Origin of the sequence: Streptomyces sp. 71268, from assembly GCF_029392895.1 — a bacterium.
Classification (GTDB): Bacteria; Actinomycetota; Actinomycetes; order Streptomycetales; family Streptomycetaceae; genus Streptomyces.
In genome coordinates, this window is sequence record NZ_CP114200.1 from 5,235,272 (window position 1) to 5,250,582 (window position 15,311).

Sequence of the window (15,311 nt, forward strand, 5' to 3'; positions counted from 1 at the left end):
GCCCGTCGTTCTCCGGCTGTCCTTCTCCGGCGGTCGGGTACGGCGGGCGCGCGGCCCCGCGTACGCCGGCGACTCCGGGGTACGGCGGGTGCGGCGGATACGGCGGGCGCGGTCAACCCGCGCCCACGTCGCGGCGCCGACCCTCAGTCGGACGGGTGGGCTTTGCGCGCAGTGGAGTGACGCTTCTTGGTGTGCCCGCCACCGCTGCGCCACGCTCGCCGCATGGAGGTACACGAGCGGGACGTACGGGGGCGAAGGCCCGTACTCCCGGACACGCCAAGGGCGTTGGCCCTCCCCGCGGCCCCGCGCGACACGGTTCGCGGTGGACCCCGCCGCCACGCCGTACGCCGTGACTGCGGCCCGCGCCGGGGGAGTTACGGGCCGACGGGTCAGCGCGCGGGAGGCGACCGGTGAACGGGCGTGGCGACATGTCGCGGCGTGCCGCGTGGGATCGCGAGCGGGGCCACGAGCGGGCGCACGAGCGGACCCGGGAACGGGGTCACGGCACCTCGGAGACCGACCCGAACGGCGCCGGCCACCGGGCCGCGGCCCCCGTACGCGACGGCGCCCCCGGCACGGCCCCGCCGGCACGGGCCGCCGACCCGCACCACGAGGCCGTCCCCGACGTGTCCTGGGCGCTGCCGGTGCCCGAGCAGCCGGCGGCGCACCGGGGTGCGCGGGGACCGGGCGAGCCGAGGCCGCCCGGCGAGCGCGCCGTCGTGGTGGAGAGCAGCAGGTTCCGGCTGCGCGAACTCGCGCCCACGGACGTGGACGCCGTACTGGCCGTCTTCGGCGACCCCGGCCCCCCGCGCGCGTACGGGACGAGCCCCTTTCGCCGGCGCGACGCGGTCGCGCTGGTCGAACAGGCCCTGGCCAGCGCGCGGCGGCGACCTCGTACCCACTACCGCCTCGCCGTCAGCCGAGCCGACTCGGGCGAACTGATCGGCACGGCGAAACTCGTCCTCGACCGGCCCGCGCGGGACGCCCTCGTACGCACCGGCTACCGCAGCGCCGAGGTCGGCATGGCCCTGCGCGCCGACCAGGCCAGCGTCGGCCACAGCATGGAGGTCGGCTACCTCCTCGGCGTGCTGGGCTTCGACCGGCTCGGCCTGCACCGCCTCTGGGCGGGCGTCCTCCCGTCCGACACCACGGCCCAACGCGCCGCCGAGAAGGCGGGCATGACCCGCGAGGGCGTGCTGCGGCACTGCGTCTACGCGAACGGCGGCTGGCACGACACCGTCCAGTACGCCATCCTCGAACACGACTGGCACGCCCGCCTGCGACGTTGACCTCCGCCGGGCAACGTCCCACCGCTGCCGGGCGCTCGCCCGGCCCCGCCCCCTCCGATTCGCCCCTCGCCTCTCCCTGCCCTTTTGGCGTACGGCGGGCTACGGCCGGCCCGGTCAAACGGGCGGAGGCTCCGCGTACGGCCGGAAATAGCCGGTGATAAGGAGAGATGGGGCGGGAAACGTGGGTGTATCTCACCTTGCCGCGCACCGGAAGGGAAACGTGGGCAGGGAGCGGAACGAGAGGCGTCAGCGGGAGTTTAAAACGGGCGTGCGGACGAAAGGAAAGAGGGGTGCGCCAGCGGAAAGGATTCGCCAACGGCCTTGACCCTCCGTTCCCTTCGCCGCCCTGGATCACCGCCCCACGGGCGGATACAGTGACGCTCGCTCTCTCGCCTTGCACCGCAGCGTGTCGAAGCCCGACCGGTGACTCTAGGAGAACCACATGGGGCGCATTCTCCGTCGACAGACTCCCCAACTGTTGACCGCTTTGCTCGCCTTCTCCGTCATCGCCCTCCAGGCCGGCTGTGACAGCTCATCCGATTCTCCGCCGTCGCCCACCGCCGTAAAGGGCGGGATCGAAAGCCGGATAAGGGGCACCGAATTCAGAATCCCGGAGACGGTGCTGCTGCTCAACTGCTCTCCCGCCGCGGAACTCGCCCTCACCGCTCTCTCCGTACGCGACGGCAGCGTCGTGTCCGCCGCTTCGGGAGACCTGCCGGCCGATCAGAACCCCAGTGGCTCCTACGCCTGTCACGACGGCATCGGTGGATATCCCGCCTCCTCGGCGCTGCGGCAGATGTTCAACGAGGACTACACCCTGATGGCCGGGCGCATCGCCGGGCCCGGCGGGGTGGGCGAGCGGGCGGTGGCCTTCGAGGTCCGCACGGGGCTGCCGACGGGACCGGAGCCGGACGCGGGGAACCCCGCCGACGCCCCGCGGGACAGCTATCCGGTCTTCCACGAGGGCGACCTGTGGTACATCGACCGCACCGGCCGGCTGCGCAGTCGGCTGCCCGAGAACCCGCCGGAGAGCGCCCGGGACCGTGGCCCGGCTGTCGACGCGGATGGCGAGCCGCTCAGTGAGGTCTCCTTCGGTGGCGGCGTGGCCTGGCGGGCGAAGGACTCCGACCTGAACGAGTCCGCCATTCACCCCACCGGCGGCTACATCGCCGAACACAACACCGTCTGGAACCAACTCCAACTCCGTAAGCGCGGTGCCGACCGCGACGCCGGTATTCCGTTGAGTAAAAGCGCGGACTACGGCGGCAACGGGCCGCGCATTCCCCGAGGCAGCACCGAGGTCCCCGATTGTTCGCCCGAATTCTGGCTGGACTCGCGCGACCTGGTCTGCTCCCACGCGGGAAAGTCGGACGCCCAGATCCTGCGGGTGCGATTCACGGCAGACCTCCAGATCGTGCGGGACGTAGAACCACTCCTCCCCGAGTCCGATCTCCCCTCCTATGGTGCGGTGCCATCGCCGGACAAGAAACAGATCGCCTTTCTCGCCGAACGCGGTGACAAGGTCGAGGTCTACCGCCAGTCGCTGCGCGCGGGTTCGAGCCCCGTCAAAATCGCCGATGCGCCGGATTCCGGAGTCACCTACCTCCTGGGTTGGAATTGACGGTTTGGGCGGGGCGGGGGCCGCCCAGCCGCTACCGGTTCGCGGAGGTGTCGGATCCCCGCTCCACCGCGCGGTCCACACCGGGAGTCGCGCCGGGAGGCTTGGTGGTGGGGCGCCCGCGGCGTATGCGGGTGAGGTAATCCGCCACGTCGCTGGGGTCGTTGGTGATGAGGCCGATGTAGCCGTCGGGACGGATCAGGAACACCGCCTTGCCGTACCGCTGTTGGGCGTGCGCGGAGGCGTGTCGTATGACGATGTGCCGCAGTGGGACCTGGTCGTGGTGGTGGGTGGGCTGGGGGAGCGTTGGCGGTCCGGCGGCCGTGGCGGTGGCGGTGGCGGTGGCGGCTGTGAGGGGGGCGGTCTGGGAGGGCTCGTCGCGGGGGGCGTGCGGGGCGGGTGGCGTGGGCGTGTCGGGTAGGTCGTGGGCGGTGCGGAAGTCCAGCAGGGTGAAGTGCGGGCCCTGGAAGGCGTCGAAGAGGGCGAACTCCTTGCCGGCGGCGTCCACACAGCGCGCGTTCGGGGCCCGGTCGCCGGGGCGGAGGGCGTCAGAGTCGGCGTCGGAGTCCGGAGCCGGGCGCGGGGCACGACGGTCCACGGCGAGCCAGCCTCCCGCGTACGAGAGGGTGAGCTGGTGGGTGTCGGAGCCCATCCGCACGCCGCCGCCGGCCTCGTCGAGCGGGCGCGCGCGATGCAGTCGGGTGCTGAGGCCGAGCACTTCGGCGGCTATGGGTAGCCGCTCCTCCTCGTAGGTGTCGAGCAGGCTCTCGTGTGCGCCGTGTCGCAGCACCTGCTCCAGCTTCCAGCCGAGGTTGTAGGCGTCCTGCACGCTGGTGTTGAGGCCCTGGCCGCCGGCAGGCGAGTGCACGTGGGCCGCGTCGCCGAGCAGGAAGACCCTGCCGATCCGGAACCGCTCGGCCATGGCGGCGCGCGGTCGGAAGTCCGAGGCCCAGAGCACCTCGCGGACGGCCGACGCGGGCAGCGACGTGCGCTCGGCCAGCAACCGGCGCACCGCGTCGGCAGTGGTGTCCGGCACGGCGTCCGGGTCATCGAACTGGGCCAGGAACTGGAACGTGTCCGTACCGGCGAGCGGACACAGCGCCGTGCTCCCGTCCTGGCCCTCCGACCACACGTGCCAGTGGTCGCGATCGATTTGCGCCGCCGCCAGCCACTCGGAACCCTCTAGCGCCTCGGTGCCGCCAGGACCGGCCGTCTCGTTGGCTGACCCGGCCGCGTCCGCCGCACCCACCGCCGTATCCACCGCGTCCGCCGTATCCACCGCGTCCGAGGCCGGGTGGAGTGCCCCCAGGTCGTCGGGCACGGCGTGGGGCGCCGCGTCGTACGAGGTCGCGAGGCGTACGTCGGCGACCAGTATCGGCAGCGGGTCCACCGTGTGTCCGCTCATGGGTACGCCGGTCAGCCGGCGCACCGTGCTGCGCCCGCCGTCGGCCGCTATGACATAGGCGGCCCGGATCGTCTCGTCGGGGCCGGAGGGTCTCGCCACCGTCGCGCTCACGCCGCGCGCGTCCTGGTGGAACCCGGTCAGCCTGGTGCGGAACTCGACGCTGCCGCCCAGTTCGCGCAGCCGCTCGTACAACAGCTCCTGGGTGCGCCACTGCGGCACCATCCACGTCTCGCGATACGGAGCGCCCTCGTGTGGCTCGGCCCGGTCCAGCATCTCCCACTCCTCCAGGCGCTGCCTGCCGCGCCACCGCTGCATGAGCGGGTACGGGCCACCGAACCGGGTGATGGCCGGGCCGATGCCGAGGTCGTCGAAGATCTCCCGGGTCCGCGGCTGGATGCCCTTGCCGCGCGCGCCGGGAAAGAGGGTGGCCGACTGCTCGATCACGCGCGCGGGCACGCCGCGCCGAGCCAGGTCGCAGGCGAGCGTGAGGCCCGTCGGACCCGCACCGACGATCAGCACGGCCGTCGGTGCGACCTCCGCCGCGGCCTGCGACAGCGGGCCTGTCGCCGGCCCTGTCGGCATCCCTGGCGCGGAGGCGTCCACTGCCCGCGCTGGCCGCGCCACCCCGGGAGCCGCCCCCTCAGGTGGGGTGTCGGGCGCGGCGGTGGATCCGGGCGTCGACGACGCGTCGGGTGTCGAGCGAGCAGCCATCACAACTCCTTAACGTCGTTAAATTCGCCGTACTCGGAGTGTGCCCTTAACGTCGTTAAGCTGTCAAGGGTTCGCCGGCCCCTGGGGCGGGGGACCGGCGCGGGAGGGGAAAATGGCCACATGGCGACGACGCGACTGGACCGGGCCCAGGTGGTGGACACCGCGCTGCGGCTGCTGAACGAGGTGGGGCTCGACGGGCTCACGCTGCGCAGGATCGCCAAAGAGCTGAACGTGCAGGCGCCCGCGCTGTACTGGCACTTCAAGAACAAGCAGGAGCTACTGGACGAGATGGCCACGGCGATCTACCGCCGGATGCGCGAGGACCATCCGATCGTCGCGGACACCTGGCAGGGGCAACTCACCGAGTCCAGCAGGCGGCTGCGGCGGACGCTGCTCGGCCTGCGGGACGGCGCGAAGGTCTTCAGCGGCAGCCGCTTCACCGACGCCGGGCACGCGCAGTCGCTCGACGCGCACCTGCGGGTGTTCGTCGACGCCGGCTACCCGGCGGGGCTGGCCGCCCGCGCCTCGTTCATCGCGTTCACCTACACCCTCGGCTTCGTCATCGAGGAGCAGGCGGTGCACCCGGTACCGGGGGAGCGCGCGCCCGGGTACGACGTGGCGGAGCGCGCCGAGTTCATAGGGTCGGAGTTCCCGCTGGCGGTCGAAGCCGGCCCGGACCTCTTCCACGACTACGGGGACCGGTTCGAGGAGGGGCTGCGGGTGATCGTCGCCGGCCTTGAGGCCACCCTGCTGGCCAGGCCCGCCCCCTCCAGCCAGGCGAGCCAACCCGCCTGACCAGCCCCGCGACGCGAACGGCTCCGCCACACACACGGCCCCGCGACGCGACCGGGACCCTGCCACGCGCGCACGACCCCGCGACCCGAACGCCCCCGCAACGCGAGCCACCCCCGCAACACCAGCACCCCCACCCCACAAACGCCCCACAACGCGAACGGCCCGGCAACGCGCTGTGCGCGCGTGCCGGGCCGCTGGGGTCAGCGGTCGCTCCGCAGCTACCGCTACCTACCGCTTCCGCTTGCCGGAGACCGATCGCTTGATGACCGGGGTCAGGGGGTTCTCGACCAGTTTGTGCAGCAGCCAGGCGAGGGCGAGCATGATCGCGATGGTGAGCGCGAACGTCGCGTGCGAGGGGATGTCGAGGTCCTGGTGGAGCGTCTCCACGGCGACCCAGCCCAGGTGTTCGTGGACCAGGTAGAAGGGGTAGGTCAGGGCGCCGGCGACGGTGAGCCAGCGCCAGTTGGCCCAGTTCAGCTTGCCGAGGGCGACGAGGGCGACGGCCAGGTAACCCAGCGCCACGATGCCGATGATGACCGAGGTGTGGCGGTACGAGAAGAAGTCCGGGTTCTGGGGGTGCCAGAGCTCGTCCACCGCGTACCGCTGTCCTATCAGGAAGCTGACCCCGACGATGCCCCATGCCAGGGCGTCATTGCCGAAACGATGCACCAGATAGAGGCCGATGCCGCCGATGAAGTACGGCGCGTACTCCGGCATCAGCACGATGTCCAGAAGTGGCTGGTCGGCGGCGTCGGCCATGGCCGCGGCCAGCGTCCACACCGCGCAGAACAGCACGACCCGGTGCCGGCTCGCCCCCGGCAACACCACGAACAGGGCGAAGAGCGCGTAGAACCGCAGCTCCGCCCAGAGGGTCCAGCACACGCCGAGCACGCGGTCGGCGCCAAGCGGCTGCTGGAGCATCGTGAAGTTGACCAGCGTGTCGCTGGGCGAGACGGTCGCGAACGCCACGGCCGGGAGCGCGAAGACGGCCGTGACCAGGATGATCGCCGCCCAGTAGGCGGGGAAGAGCCGCGAGACGCGGGAGGCGAAGAAGTCCTTGAGCGGACGGCCCCAACCGCTCATGCAGATCACGAAGCCGCTGATGACGAAGAAGATCTGCACGCCGAGGCAGCCGTAGGCGAACCACTCGGACGCGGTGGGGAACTGGTGGGAGGGGGACGAGCCCCACGCCTTGGCGATCTCGCCGTCGCGCCCCCCGTAGTGGTAGCAGGCGACCATGAGCGCCGCGACCAGTCGCAGCCCGTCCAGTGCGCGTAGCCGCGACGGCGGACGCTGCCCCGGAGGCTTGCCCTCCAGGGCGGCGACCGGGGCGTCGGGCACCCCCGACCTGTCGGCCGGGGGTGTGGCGGTCACGGCATCGGGGAGCGGCCCCGGTGCGGTACTCGGAGCCGTCATCCGAAGGCTGCCCTTTTCTTGATCTGGCGCTGTACGGCGCGGGCCCTGCGGGCCACCTTGCGCACCGTGGGGTTGCGCGGCAGGAACGAGAGGTGGGAGGGGACCGCGCCGGGCAGACCGAGCGCGGTCAGGCGGCGGCGCTTGAAGTACCGCCAGGTGTGGGCGTTGAGCTTGGCGGAGAGGTAGCGCTCGGCGGCCGGCCGCAGGTCCGGGTAGATCTTCGCCTGCATGGCGAAGCCGACGGCGGTGACCAGGCCGGTCAGCTCCTTGCCCGCGCGGTCGCCGGGCGGTGCCTGCCACGCCTGGACCGCGGCGTGGTCGTCCAGGTTGGGCAGCAGCGCGTCCACGATGGTCACCGGCACGCGGTTGCTGTTCTGGTACGGCGTCAGCCGCTCCAGCAGGATCTCGGTGCCGGTGCGGGCGACGGGCAGGCCGTACAGGGCGCTCGCGGTGATCAGCGCGGTGGAGAAGCAGCCGACGACGAGCGAGGGCCGGGTGCGCTGGTAGAGGACCTCGGCCAGCACCGGCGAGTCCACCACGGTCAGCTCGGCGCCGAGCGTGCTCGCCTCCGTCTCGAGGAGGCGCGACCAGCGGGCCGGCGCGGTCGGGTGCGGCTTGAAGACCACCTCGCGGTGGCCGAGCCTGACCACTCCGCGCAACATCCGGACGTGCAGTTCCTCCTCCTCCTGCGGAGTGAGGATGTCGAGTGCCGACAGGTACTGGCCGAGCAGCAGCGCCGGGCCCTTGGTGCCGGGGACCGCGTCCGGGACGGTGACCTCGGGGGAGACCCCGGCGATCTCGTCGAGCACCTTGGTGAAGTGGTCGGTGGGCACGATCTCCGACGGGACGCCGAACTCGGTCAGCAGCAGCGGCTTGAGCCCCGGGACCAGGTCCAGGTGGAGCAGCCTGCGCACCCGCGTGCCGACCAGCGGGGAGAGCTTGTTGCGGGTCGGCCCGTAGCTCATCAGGCCGTCCGCGTAGACCTCAAGCGGGGCGTTGGGGAACAGCCTGGCCACCGCGAGGGCCGGGTTGACCTGGATCGATTCGAGGACGAGTTCGATGTCGTCGTCGCCCAGGCCCCACAGCAGGCGCAGGTGCCGCTCCCACAGCGGCGCGTCGTCCGCGCGCGGGGACCAGCCGCCGGGGTGGAACGGGCTGATGGTCTCGTTCCAGGACAGCACGCCGTCGAACCGGGTGCGCAGCACCTCGAAGCCGGGCATCTCGTCCAGGCTCGGGGTGGTCTCCGGGATGGCCGCGTTGTTGCTGATCAGCAGCAGTCGGCGGTCAGCCTCGGCGAAGCAGTCCGCGTCGATGGCGGCGGCCAGCGTGGCGGCGCCGTACAGCGTGGACGCGAAGAAGATCTGGGTGCGGTTACGCGTGTTCATCAGACCGCGACCTCCGGGCCGACGGGGCGGCGGCGCAGCTTGCGCAGCCGGGCGGCGCGATCGTAGTCCATCGCGTCGAGCGCCTCGTTCAGCACCTGCTGCGGCATCCGCTTCATCGCCGCCGCGCTCATGATGCGCAACTTACGTGCCACGGCCGGTTCAAACCTTTCAATGCCACCAAGGTGATGGGAAATGATCGCACAATAGGTGCGCACGGCCTTCGGAAGGAAACGCGCGGCTTCCCGATCGCGCGACGTTTCCTCGATCACCTGGTCGAACGCGCGAATGAAATCGAGCTGCCGGACGTCGCCGATCTGCGTGAGCGACGAGGCGACCCCGCGCCGGTAGAACACCCCGAGCATGCCCAGGACCGCGAATGACTTGGCCTCGCGGTGCAGTTTCCAGATCCACGGCCGGTCCTCGGCGGTCCGCAGCCCGTCCCGGAAATGCAGCAGCCCGTCGTCGAGCAGCCGCCGGTGGTACATGCCGGCCCAGGCGAAGGCGTAGTCGACGGAGGTGGAGCGGTCGGACGGCAGGATCACGTCGCGCGGATTGAGCACCGTGTTGCGCAGTCCGACCGGCACCCGGTGGATGGAGCGCGCCCGGTTGGTCACCTGCACGTGGTCGGTGCGCACGAAGTCGCAACCCAACTCCTCCATGGCGGCAAGGAGTTGTTCGTAATACCCGGGGGCGAGCCAGTCGTCCCCGTCGAGGAAGGTCAGGTACTCGCCACGTGCCGCGTCCAGACCCGTGTTGCGCGCGGTGGCGAGCCCGCCGTTCTGTTCGTGCCGTACGAGGACCGCCCCGGGCAGGTCGCGCTCGGCGCGCTCCAACAGCTCGGGGGTCCCGTCCTGTGAACAGTCGTCGACGAGAATGAATTCGAAGTCCTCCCGCGCGTTGGCGCGCAGACTTCTCAGTGTGTCTGGTGCGTAGGTCTGCACGTTGTAGAACGGCACGATGACGGAGAGCTTAACCACTCGGGTGACGGTAGGTGTCCGCCCGGCATTCGTCTTGACCTATGGCCTACGAGAAGGTGAACGAAGGAAGGCGGAATGGTTAACCCGCTGCTCTCGCGGCCGGGTTCGCCAACAGTCGACATGCTGTTAACCGTTTGTTGCGTCTGTGTTGGGCCGTGACTCGCAAACCCTTCCTAGCGTCAGCGACGTGCCCACCCGTACCAATTCCCAGCCTCGTGTGGCCGTTCTCGCAGATTCCGACACTCGGTGGAAGTGGGGCGCGCTCACCGCACACCGCGTCGCACCGGACCACCGTCTCGACGGATACCTGCTGCGAGGACGCGCGACCCCCACCGCCCGTCAGCTCTCCGAGGTCGGGGTGCGCGCGGACGCCATGCGCGAGGTCACGGGCATCGAGTTCCTCCACGCGATAGAGCGCGAGCGCTACGACGCCGTGGTGCTCTCCTGCGTCGGCGGCGGCGTCCAGGCCATGCTGCACGCCCTCGGTCACGCCCTGCGCGACGCCGACCACCGCCCGGTCCTCATCACCGGCTACGTGGGTGTCGTCTACGAGAAGCTCGCCGACGGCCTGCTGCTGCGCAACGGCGCCGACATCGTGCTGGCCAACAGCCGCTACGACGCCGAGCGCTTCCGCGAGGTCTACCGCGGCGTCGGCGCCGACCCCGACGTGGTCGTCGAGTGCGCGCTGCCCTTCCTCGGCGGCGACCCGTACGACGAGACCGCGCGCACCCGGCGCCCCTACACCGGTGGCACCGTCGTCTTCGCCGTCCAGCCGTCCGTGCCCGACAACCGCGCCGACCGCGCCTACCTGCTGCGCCGCGCCGTCGAGCACGCCCGCAAGCACCCCGACCGCGAGGTCCTGGTCAAGCTGCGCAGCAAGCCGGGCGAGCACACCACGCACATCGAGGAACTGCCCTACCAGAAGCTGGCCGACCGGCACGCGGGCGCGCTGCCCAGCAACTTCCGGCTCGTCTACGGGCACATGGGCGAGGTGCTGGACGGCGCCGACCTGCTGGTGACGGTGAGTTCCACGGCCGCACTCGAATCGCTGCACCGGAACATCCCCACCGCCATCCTCACCGACCTCGGCATCCGCGAGGGCCTGGGCAACCACCACTTCCTCGGCTCGGGCTGCCTGGCCTCCTGGGACCAGCTCGATGCGGGCTACCGCCCCAAGGCCGACCCGGAGTGGGTCGAGCGGCAGGGCGTGGCCGCGGCCGACGGCGCGTACGAGCACGCCTTCGACGCCGTGCGCAACCGGCTGGAGGACCTGCTCACCGGCCCGCCGCTGCCGCCGGTCACCCCGTACTACACGGCCGTCACCGCGCCCGGCTACCTGCCGCGCATCCTGGGTCGCTACGGCTTCCAGGCCGACGGCAGCCCGCGCCCCGGCGTCAGCGTCGAGCCGCAGGACGCCTCCGGGTTCAAGCGGGTCGTCCGCAACACGATGCGCGAGGCCGCGCGCGGCGCCTACCGGCACGGCGTGCAGCGGGTGGCCCCCGTCATCCGCCGCATGGGGGAGCTGTGACGCCCGCGCCCGGCGAGCGCACCACCGCACGGGCCCAGGAGCCGACCGCGGGCCCGGCGCCCGCGACCGAGCGGGGCCACCCCACCACCGACGCCCACCCGGCCAGGCCGCCGCGGGACCGGCAGGTCACACCGGGGACGCCCCCCACCCACCCCGGCGCGCAGCGCCACGAACCACCAGGCGCGCAGCGCCACGAGTCAGGAGCCGCCATGTCCACCTCGGAGCCCGCAGGACGCGCCAGCGCGCCGGGCACAAGCACGACGGCCGAGGGCCGCGACGGCGAACGGGCCGGCGGCGGCCGGGTGCTCGCGGTGATCCCCGCGCGCGGCGGCTCCAAGGGCGTACCCGCCAAGAACCTCGCCGCCGTCGGTGGCGTGCCGCTGGTGGCCCGCGCCGTGCGCGAGTGCCGCGCCAGCCGGCTGGTCACCGACGTCGTGGTCTCCACCGACGACCCGGGCATCGCCGCCGCCGCGCGCGGCGCCGGCGCCGACGTCATCCAGCGCCCCACCGCCATCGCCGGCGACACCGCCACCAGCGAGGCGGCCGTACTGCACGCCATGGACGCGCACGAGGCCGGGCACGACGGGCCCGGCAGCACGCAGGTGGTGCTGCTCGTGCAGTGCACCAGCCCGTTCATCACCCGCGAGGACATCGACGGCGTCGTGGGCGCCATCCTCGACGGCGGCGCCGACACCGCGCTGACCGTCGCCCCCTTCCACGGCTTCGTCTGGCGCGACGCGGACGAGTCCGGTGCGGCCGGCGAGGCCGAGGCGGGCTCGGCCACGGCCGCTCCGGCGGCCGACGGGGCCAGCGGCGGCTTCGGCGTCAACCACGACAAGTCGTTCCGCCCGCGCCGCCAGGACCGGCCGCAGGACCTGCTGGAGACCGGCGCCGCCTACGGCATGCGCGCCGACGGCTTCCGCGTCCACAAGCACCGCTTCTTCGGCCACACGGCGCTGGTACGGACCGACGCCGCGCGGGTCCTGGAGATCGACGACCCGCACGACCTGGAGCGCGCCCGCGCGCTGGCCCCGCTCCTGGACGGGCCGGGGCCGAAGGCCCGCGGCGACTACCTCCCCACCCACCTGCCCACCCGCGACGACATCGACGCGGTGGTCATCGACTTCGACGGCACCCAGACGGACGACAGGGTGCTGATCGACTCCGAAGGACGCGAACTCGTCGCCGTACACCGCGGCGACGGGCTCGGTATCGCGGCGATGCGCCGAGCCGGCATCCCGCTGCTGATCCTGTCCACGGAGCAAAACCCGGTCGTCGCCGCGCGGGCCCGCAAGCTGCGGGTTCCCGTACTCCACGGCATCGACCGCAAGGACCTCGCACTGAAGCAGTGGTGCGAGGAGCAGGGCATCGCGCCCGAGCGCGTGCTCTATGTCGGCAACGACGTCAACGACCTCCCGTGCTTCGGCCTCGTCGGCTGGCCCGTGGCGGTCGCCGGTGCGCACGACGTCGTACGTGGCGCCGCACGCGCGGTCACCTCCACCCCCGGAGGAGACGGTGCGATCCGCGAGATCGCCTCGTGGATTCTTGGAAAGGAACTGTCTTCATGAGCTCCACCCGCCTCCGCACCCTCGGCGCCAAGACCGCGGGGCCCGGCCAGCCGGTCTACGTCACCGGTGAGATCGGCATCAACCACAACGGTGACCTGGAGAACGCGTTCAAGCTGATCGACGTCGCCGCCGACGCCGGCTGTGACGCGGTCAAGTTCCAGAAGCGCACCCCGGAGATCTGCACCCCGCGCGACCAGTGGGACATCGAGCGCGACACCCCCTGGGGCCGGATGACGTACATCGACTACCGGCACCGCGTCGAGTTCGGCGAGGACGAGTACCGCAAGATCGACGAGCACTGCAAGAAGCGCGGCATCGACTGGTTCGCCTCCCCGTGGGACACCGAGGCCGTCGCCTTCCTGGAGAAGTTCGACCTCCCGGCGCACAAGGTGGCCTCCGCCTCGCTGACCGATGACGAGCTGCTGCGCGCGCTGCGCGCCACCGGCCGCACGATCATCCTGTCGACGGGCATGTCCACGCCGAAGCAGATCCGGCACGCGGTCGAGGTGCTGGGCAGCGACAACATCCTGCTCTGCCACGCCACCTCCACCTACCCGGCCAAGGCCGAGGAGCTGAACCTGCGGGTCATCAACACCCTGCAGGCCGAGTACCCCAACGTGCCGATCGGCTACTCGGGCCACGAGACGGGCCTGCAGACCACGCTCGCCGCGGTCGCGCTCGGCGCCACCTTCGTGGAGCGTCACATCACCCTCGACCGCGCCATGTGGGGCTCGGACCAGGCCGCCTCCGTGGAGCCGCAGGGCCTGCAGCGCCTGGTCCGCGACATCCGCACCATCGAGGAGTCTCTCGGTGACGGCGTCAAGAAGGTGTACGAGAGCGAGCTGGGCCCGATGAAGAAGCTGCGCCGCGTCACCGGCGTCATCGCCGAGTCCGAGGAGCGCGAGCCCGCCACCGTGTGACCCGTGTCCACGGGCCGTGGGCACGCCGCGCCGCCTTCCGGGCCAGGCACCCGGCAACTCCCGTCGGCAGTGCGGCCTCGTCGCGAGGCGAGGCCGCCGAGAGCGTGAGGTAGACCTCGTGAGCTCAACCACAGGGCCGCTCGGCCCTGTTCCGGAACCGACCCCCACCGCGGGTGGGGCCGGTTCCGAACGCCGCGCCCGGGCGCTGCCCGGGCGCGGCGCGTCCCCCCAGGACGCCGCCCCGGGCAGCACGCTCGCCTTCGTGGAGAGCCCGGTGCAACTGTTGAATGTTCTGGAGTGGGCCTACGCTGACGCGCTTCGCGCGTCGGAGGGTGCCGGCGCGCTTCGCGCGTCGGGGAGCACAGACGCGCTCCGCGCGTCGGGAGATACAGACGCGCTCCGCGCCTCCGACCACACGGTCGACGCGCCGCGCGTGGCGGCCGACGACGCGGACGGCTCCGGTGCCCCGGCGGGCGCCCGGGTCGGAGGGGACACCGGTGTTGGGGCACCGGGGGACCTGACCGTCATCGTGCTGTCGCCGCACGACCCGATGACCCGTGGCCAGCTCCGTCGGATGGCGGAGCTGGCCAGGGAAGAGGGCGTGCGGGTGCGCTGGGAGGAGGCGCGGGGCGGCGCGTCCGCGCCATTCCGCACCATCAGCGGCCTGGCCTCGCTGCTGCGCGCCGCGCGGCGCATCGTCATCGGCGATCCGTTCTCGCGCTACGTGCAACTCCTGCTGACCATGACCAAGGCCCGCGACCTGATCGTCGTGGACGACGGCACCGCCACCATGGAGTTCATCTCCCAACTGACGCGCGGCGAACGCCTTGAGCGCTGGCACCGGCGCGGCAGCCGTGGCCCGCGCGACCTGGTGTTCGCGCCGGTCTCGGCGGGCGCGCGGCGCCGGTTGACGCCTGGTCAGCGCCGTCGGGTCGAGGTGTTCAGCTCGATGCCGGTCGACCCGCCGTCCGGCGTCATGGTCACCTCCAACACGTTCGCCTGGACCCGGGCCCGGTTCGGCCCGCCCAAGCTGACGGGCGGCACCGACCTGGTGGGCACCTCGCTGGTGGAGACCGGCGTGGTGGACCTGGAGCGGTACGTGGAGGCGGTCACGGCGCTGACCCGCGAGCACGGGGCCACGCGCTACTTCGCGCATCGCAAGGAGGCCACCGACAAGCTGCACCGGATCAGCGTCGAGGTGGGCCTGGAGATCGTGCGGCCCGACCTCCCGCTGGAGGTGATCGCCCGGCGCGGTCCCATAGGGCGGATGATCTTGAGTTTTCCCTCGACGGTCGTGCACACGCTGCCGCTGGCGCTCGCGGGCACCGGCATCAAGGTCGCCGTGTGTGACGTCGATCCGGCCTGGCTGACCTCGAACGCCTCGCCACGCGCCCAGGGGTTCCTGTCCGGCGTCACGGGCACCGCCCGCGACGTGCAGAGACTCCCGTACGCGCCGGCTTCGCCGAGTCAGCCGTAGCCTCGCCGCGCTTCCCGGTCCGCTCACCCTGGGTGAGCGGACCGCCGTTCGGCGGGCGAGCGTAAACAGCGTTCATACCCCACGGGGTCGCCACTCATGCGACCAGCGGCCCGATTTTTCTTCCCCTAACGGGCTGAACTTTTGTTGATCGCCGCGCAGTTGCCCCGCGTGGCGTCTTACGCTGCACGCGTGAACCACGTAACGCCCCGCGACCTTGAGCCC

Annotated in this window: 11 protein-coding genes; 7 read left to right on the forward strand and 4 right to left on the reverse strand. The window is 71.8% G+C overall.

All coding sequences use genetic code 11. The features are described from left to right. Positions 1–428: 428 nt before the first annotated feature. Together OYE22_RS20650 and OYE22_RS20655 are read left to right on the forward strand one after the other, a co-directional pair. Complete coding sequence (locus OYE22_RS20650) at positions 429–1,289, forward strand: GNAT family protein (RefSeq protein WP_277321796.1); 861 nt, start codon at positions 429–431, stop codon at positions 1,287–1,289. Between the two features lie 442 nt (positions 1,290–1,731). Next, positions 1,732–2,910, forward strand: coding sequence for a hypothetical protein (locus OYE22_RS20655; protein WP_277321797.1), 1,179 nt, complete (start codon positions 1,732–1,734; stop codon positions 2,908–2,910). Between the two features lie 31 nt (positions 2,911–2,941). Here the strand turns inward: OYE22_RS20655 and OYE22_RS20660 are convergent, their stop codons facing one another. Continuing rightward, a complete protein-coding gene (locus OYE22_RS20660) occupies positions 2,942–4,894 on the reverse strand; it encodes an FAD-dependent monooxygenase (RefSeq protein ID WP_277321798.1) in 1,953 nt (650 codons plus the stop codon). A 249-nt stretch (positions 4,895–5,143) separates the two neighbouring features. Between OYE22_RS20660 and OYE22_RS20665 the strand changes: the two genes are divergently transcribed. After that, positions 5,144–5,818: a TetR/AcrR family transcriptional regulator C-terminal domain-containing protein gene (locus tag OYE22_RS20665; protein ID WP_277321799.1), complete on the forward strand. Its 675-nt coding sequence runs from the start codon at positions 5,144–5,146 to the stop codon at positions 5,816–5,818. Positions 5,819–6,046: 228 nt separating this feature from the next. Here the strand turns inward: OYE22_RS20665 and OYE22_RS20670 are convergent, their stop codons facing one another. Genes OYE22_RS20670 through OYE22_RS20680 form a run of 3 tightly spaced genes read right to left on the reverse strand, consistent with a single transcriptional unit; the run spans position 6,047 to position 9,596 of the window. Continuing rightward, complete coding sequence (locus OYE22_RS20670) at positions 6,047–7,192, reverse strand: acyltransferase (protein WP_277321800.1); 1,146 nt, start codon at positions 7,190–7,192, stop codon at positions 6,047–6,049. A 38-nt stretch (positions 7,193–7,230) separates the two neighbouring features. Beyond that, positions 7,231–8,619 (reverse strand): polysialyltransferase family glycosyltransferase, encoded by a 1,389-nt coding sequence (locus OYE22_RS20675; protein ID WP_277321801.1) that lies wholly within the window; start codon positions 8,617–8,619, stop codon positions 7,231–7,233. After that, on the reverse strand, positions 8,619–9,596 hold the full coding sequence (locus OYE22_RS20680; RefSeq protein WP_277321802.1) for a glycosyltransferase family 2 protein: 978 nt from the start codon (positions 9,594–9,596) through the stop codon (positions 8,619–8,621). The genes OYE22_RS20675 and OYE22_RS20680 overlap by 1 nt, the downstream gene beginning before the upstream one ends. A gap of 217 nt (positions 9,597–9,813) precedes the next feature. Between OYE22_RS20680 and OYE22_RS20685 the strand changes: the two genes are divergently transcribed. The 4 genes from OYE22_RS20685 (at position 9,814) to OYE22_RS20700 (ending at position 15,089) form a co-directional block, all read left to right on the forward strand. Beyond that, positions 9,814–11,124, forward strand: coding sequence for a DUF6716 putative glycosyltransferase (locus OYE22_RS20685; RefSeq protein WP_277321803.1), 1,311 nt, complete (start codon positions 9,814–9,816; stop codon positions 11,122–11,124). Positions 11,125–11,333: 209 nt separating this feature from the next. Then, a complete protein-coding gene (locus OYE22_RS20690; RefSeq protein WP_277321804.1) occupies positions 11,334–12,692 on the forward strand; it encodes an acylneuraminate cytidylyltransferase in 1,359 nt (452 codons plus the stop codon). Next, on the forward strand, positions 12,689–13,612 hold the full coding sequence (locus tag OYE22_RS20695; RefSeq protein ID WP_187087812.1) for an N-acetylneuraminate synthase family protein: 924 nt from the start codon (positions 12,689–12,691) through the stop codon (positions 13,610–13,612). The genes OYE22_RS20690 and OYE22_RS20695 overlap by 4 nt, the downstream gene beginning before the upstream one ends. Before the next feature lie 205 nt (positions 13,613–13,817). After that, positions 13,818–15,089, forward strand: coding sequence for a hypothetical protein (locus OYE22_RS20700; protein WP_277324235.1), 1,272 nt, complete (start codon positions 13,818–13,820; stop codon positions 15,087–15,089). Positions 15,090–15,311: the final 222 nt, after the last annotated feature.

Coding starts and splice junctions, on each gene's coding strand:
- OYE22_RS20650 (WP_277321796.1), top strand. CDS start 429: ATGTCGCGGCGTGCCGCGTGGGATCGCGAGCGGGGCCACGAGCGGGCG.
- OYE22_RS20655 (WP_277321797.1), top strand. CDS start 1,732: ATGGGGCGCATTCTCCGTCGACAGACTCCCCAACTGTTGACCGCTTTG.
- OYE22_RS20660 (WP_277321798.1), bottom strand. CDS start 4,894: ATGCCGACAGGGCCGGCGACAGGCCCGCTGTCGCAGGCCGCGGCGGAG.
- OYE22_RS20665 (WP_277321799.1), top strand. CDS start 5,144: ATGGCGACGACGCGACTGGACCGGGCCCAGGTGGTGGACACCGCGCTG.
- OYE22_RS20675 (WP_277321801.1), bottom strand. CDS start 8,619: ATGAACACGCGTAACCGCACCCAGATCTTCTTCGCGTCCACGCTGTAC.
- OYE22_RS20690 (WP_277321804.1), top strand. CDS start 11,334: ATGTCCACCTCGGAGCCCGCAGGACGCGCCAGCGCGCCGGGCACAAGC.
- OYE22_RS20695 (WP_187087812.1), top strand. CDS start 12,689: ATGAGCTCCACCCGCCTCCGCACCCTCGGCGCCAAGACCGCGGGGCCC.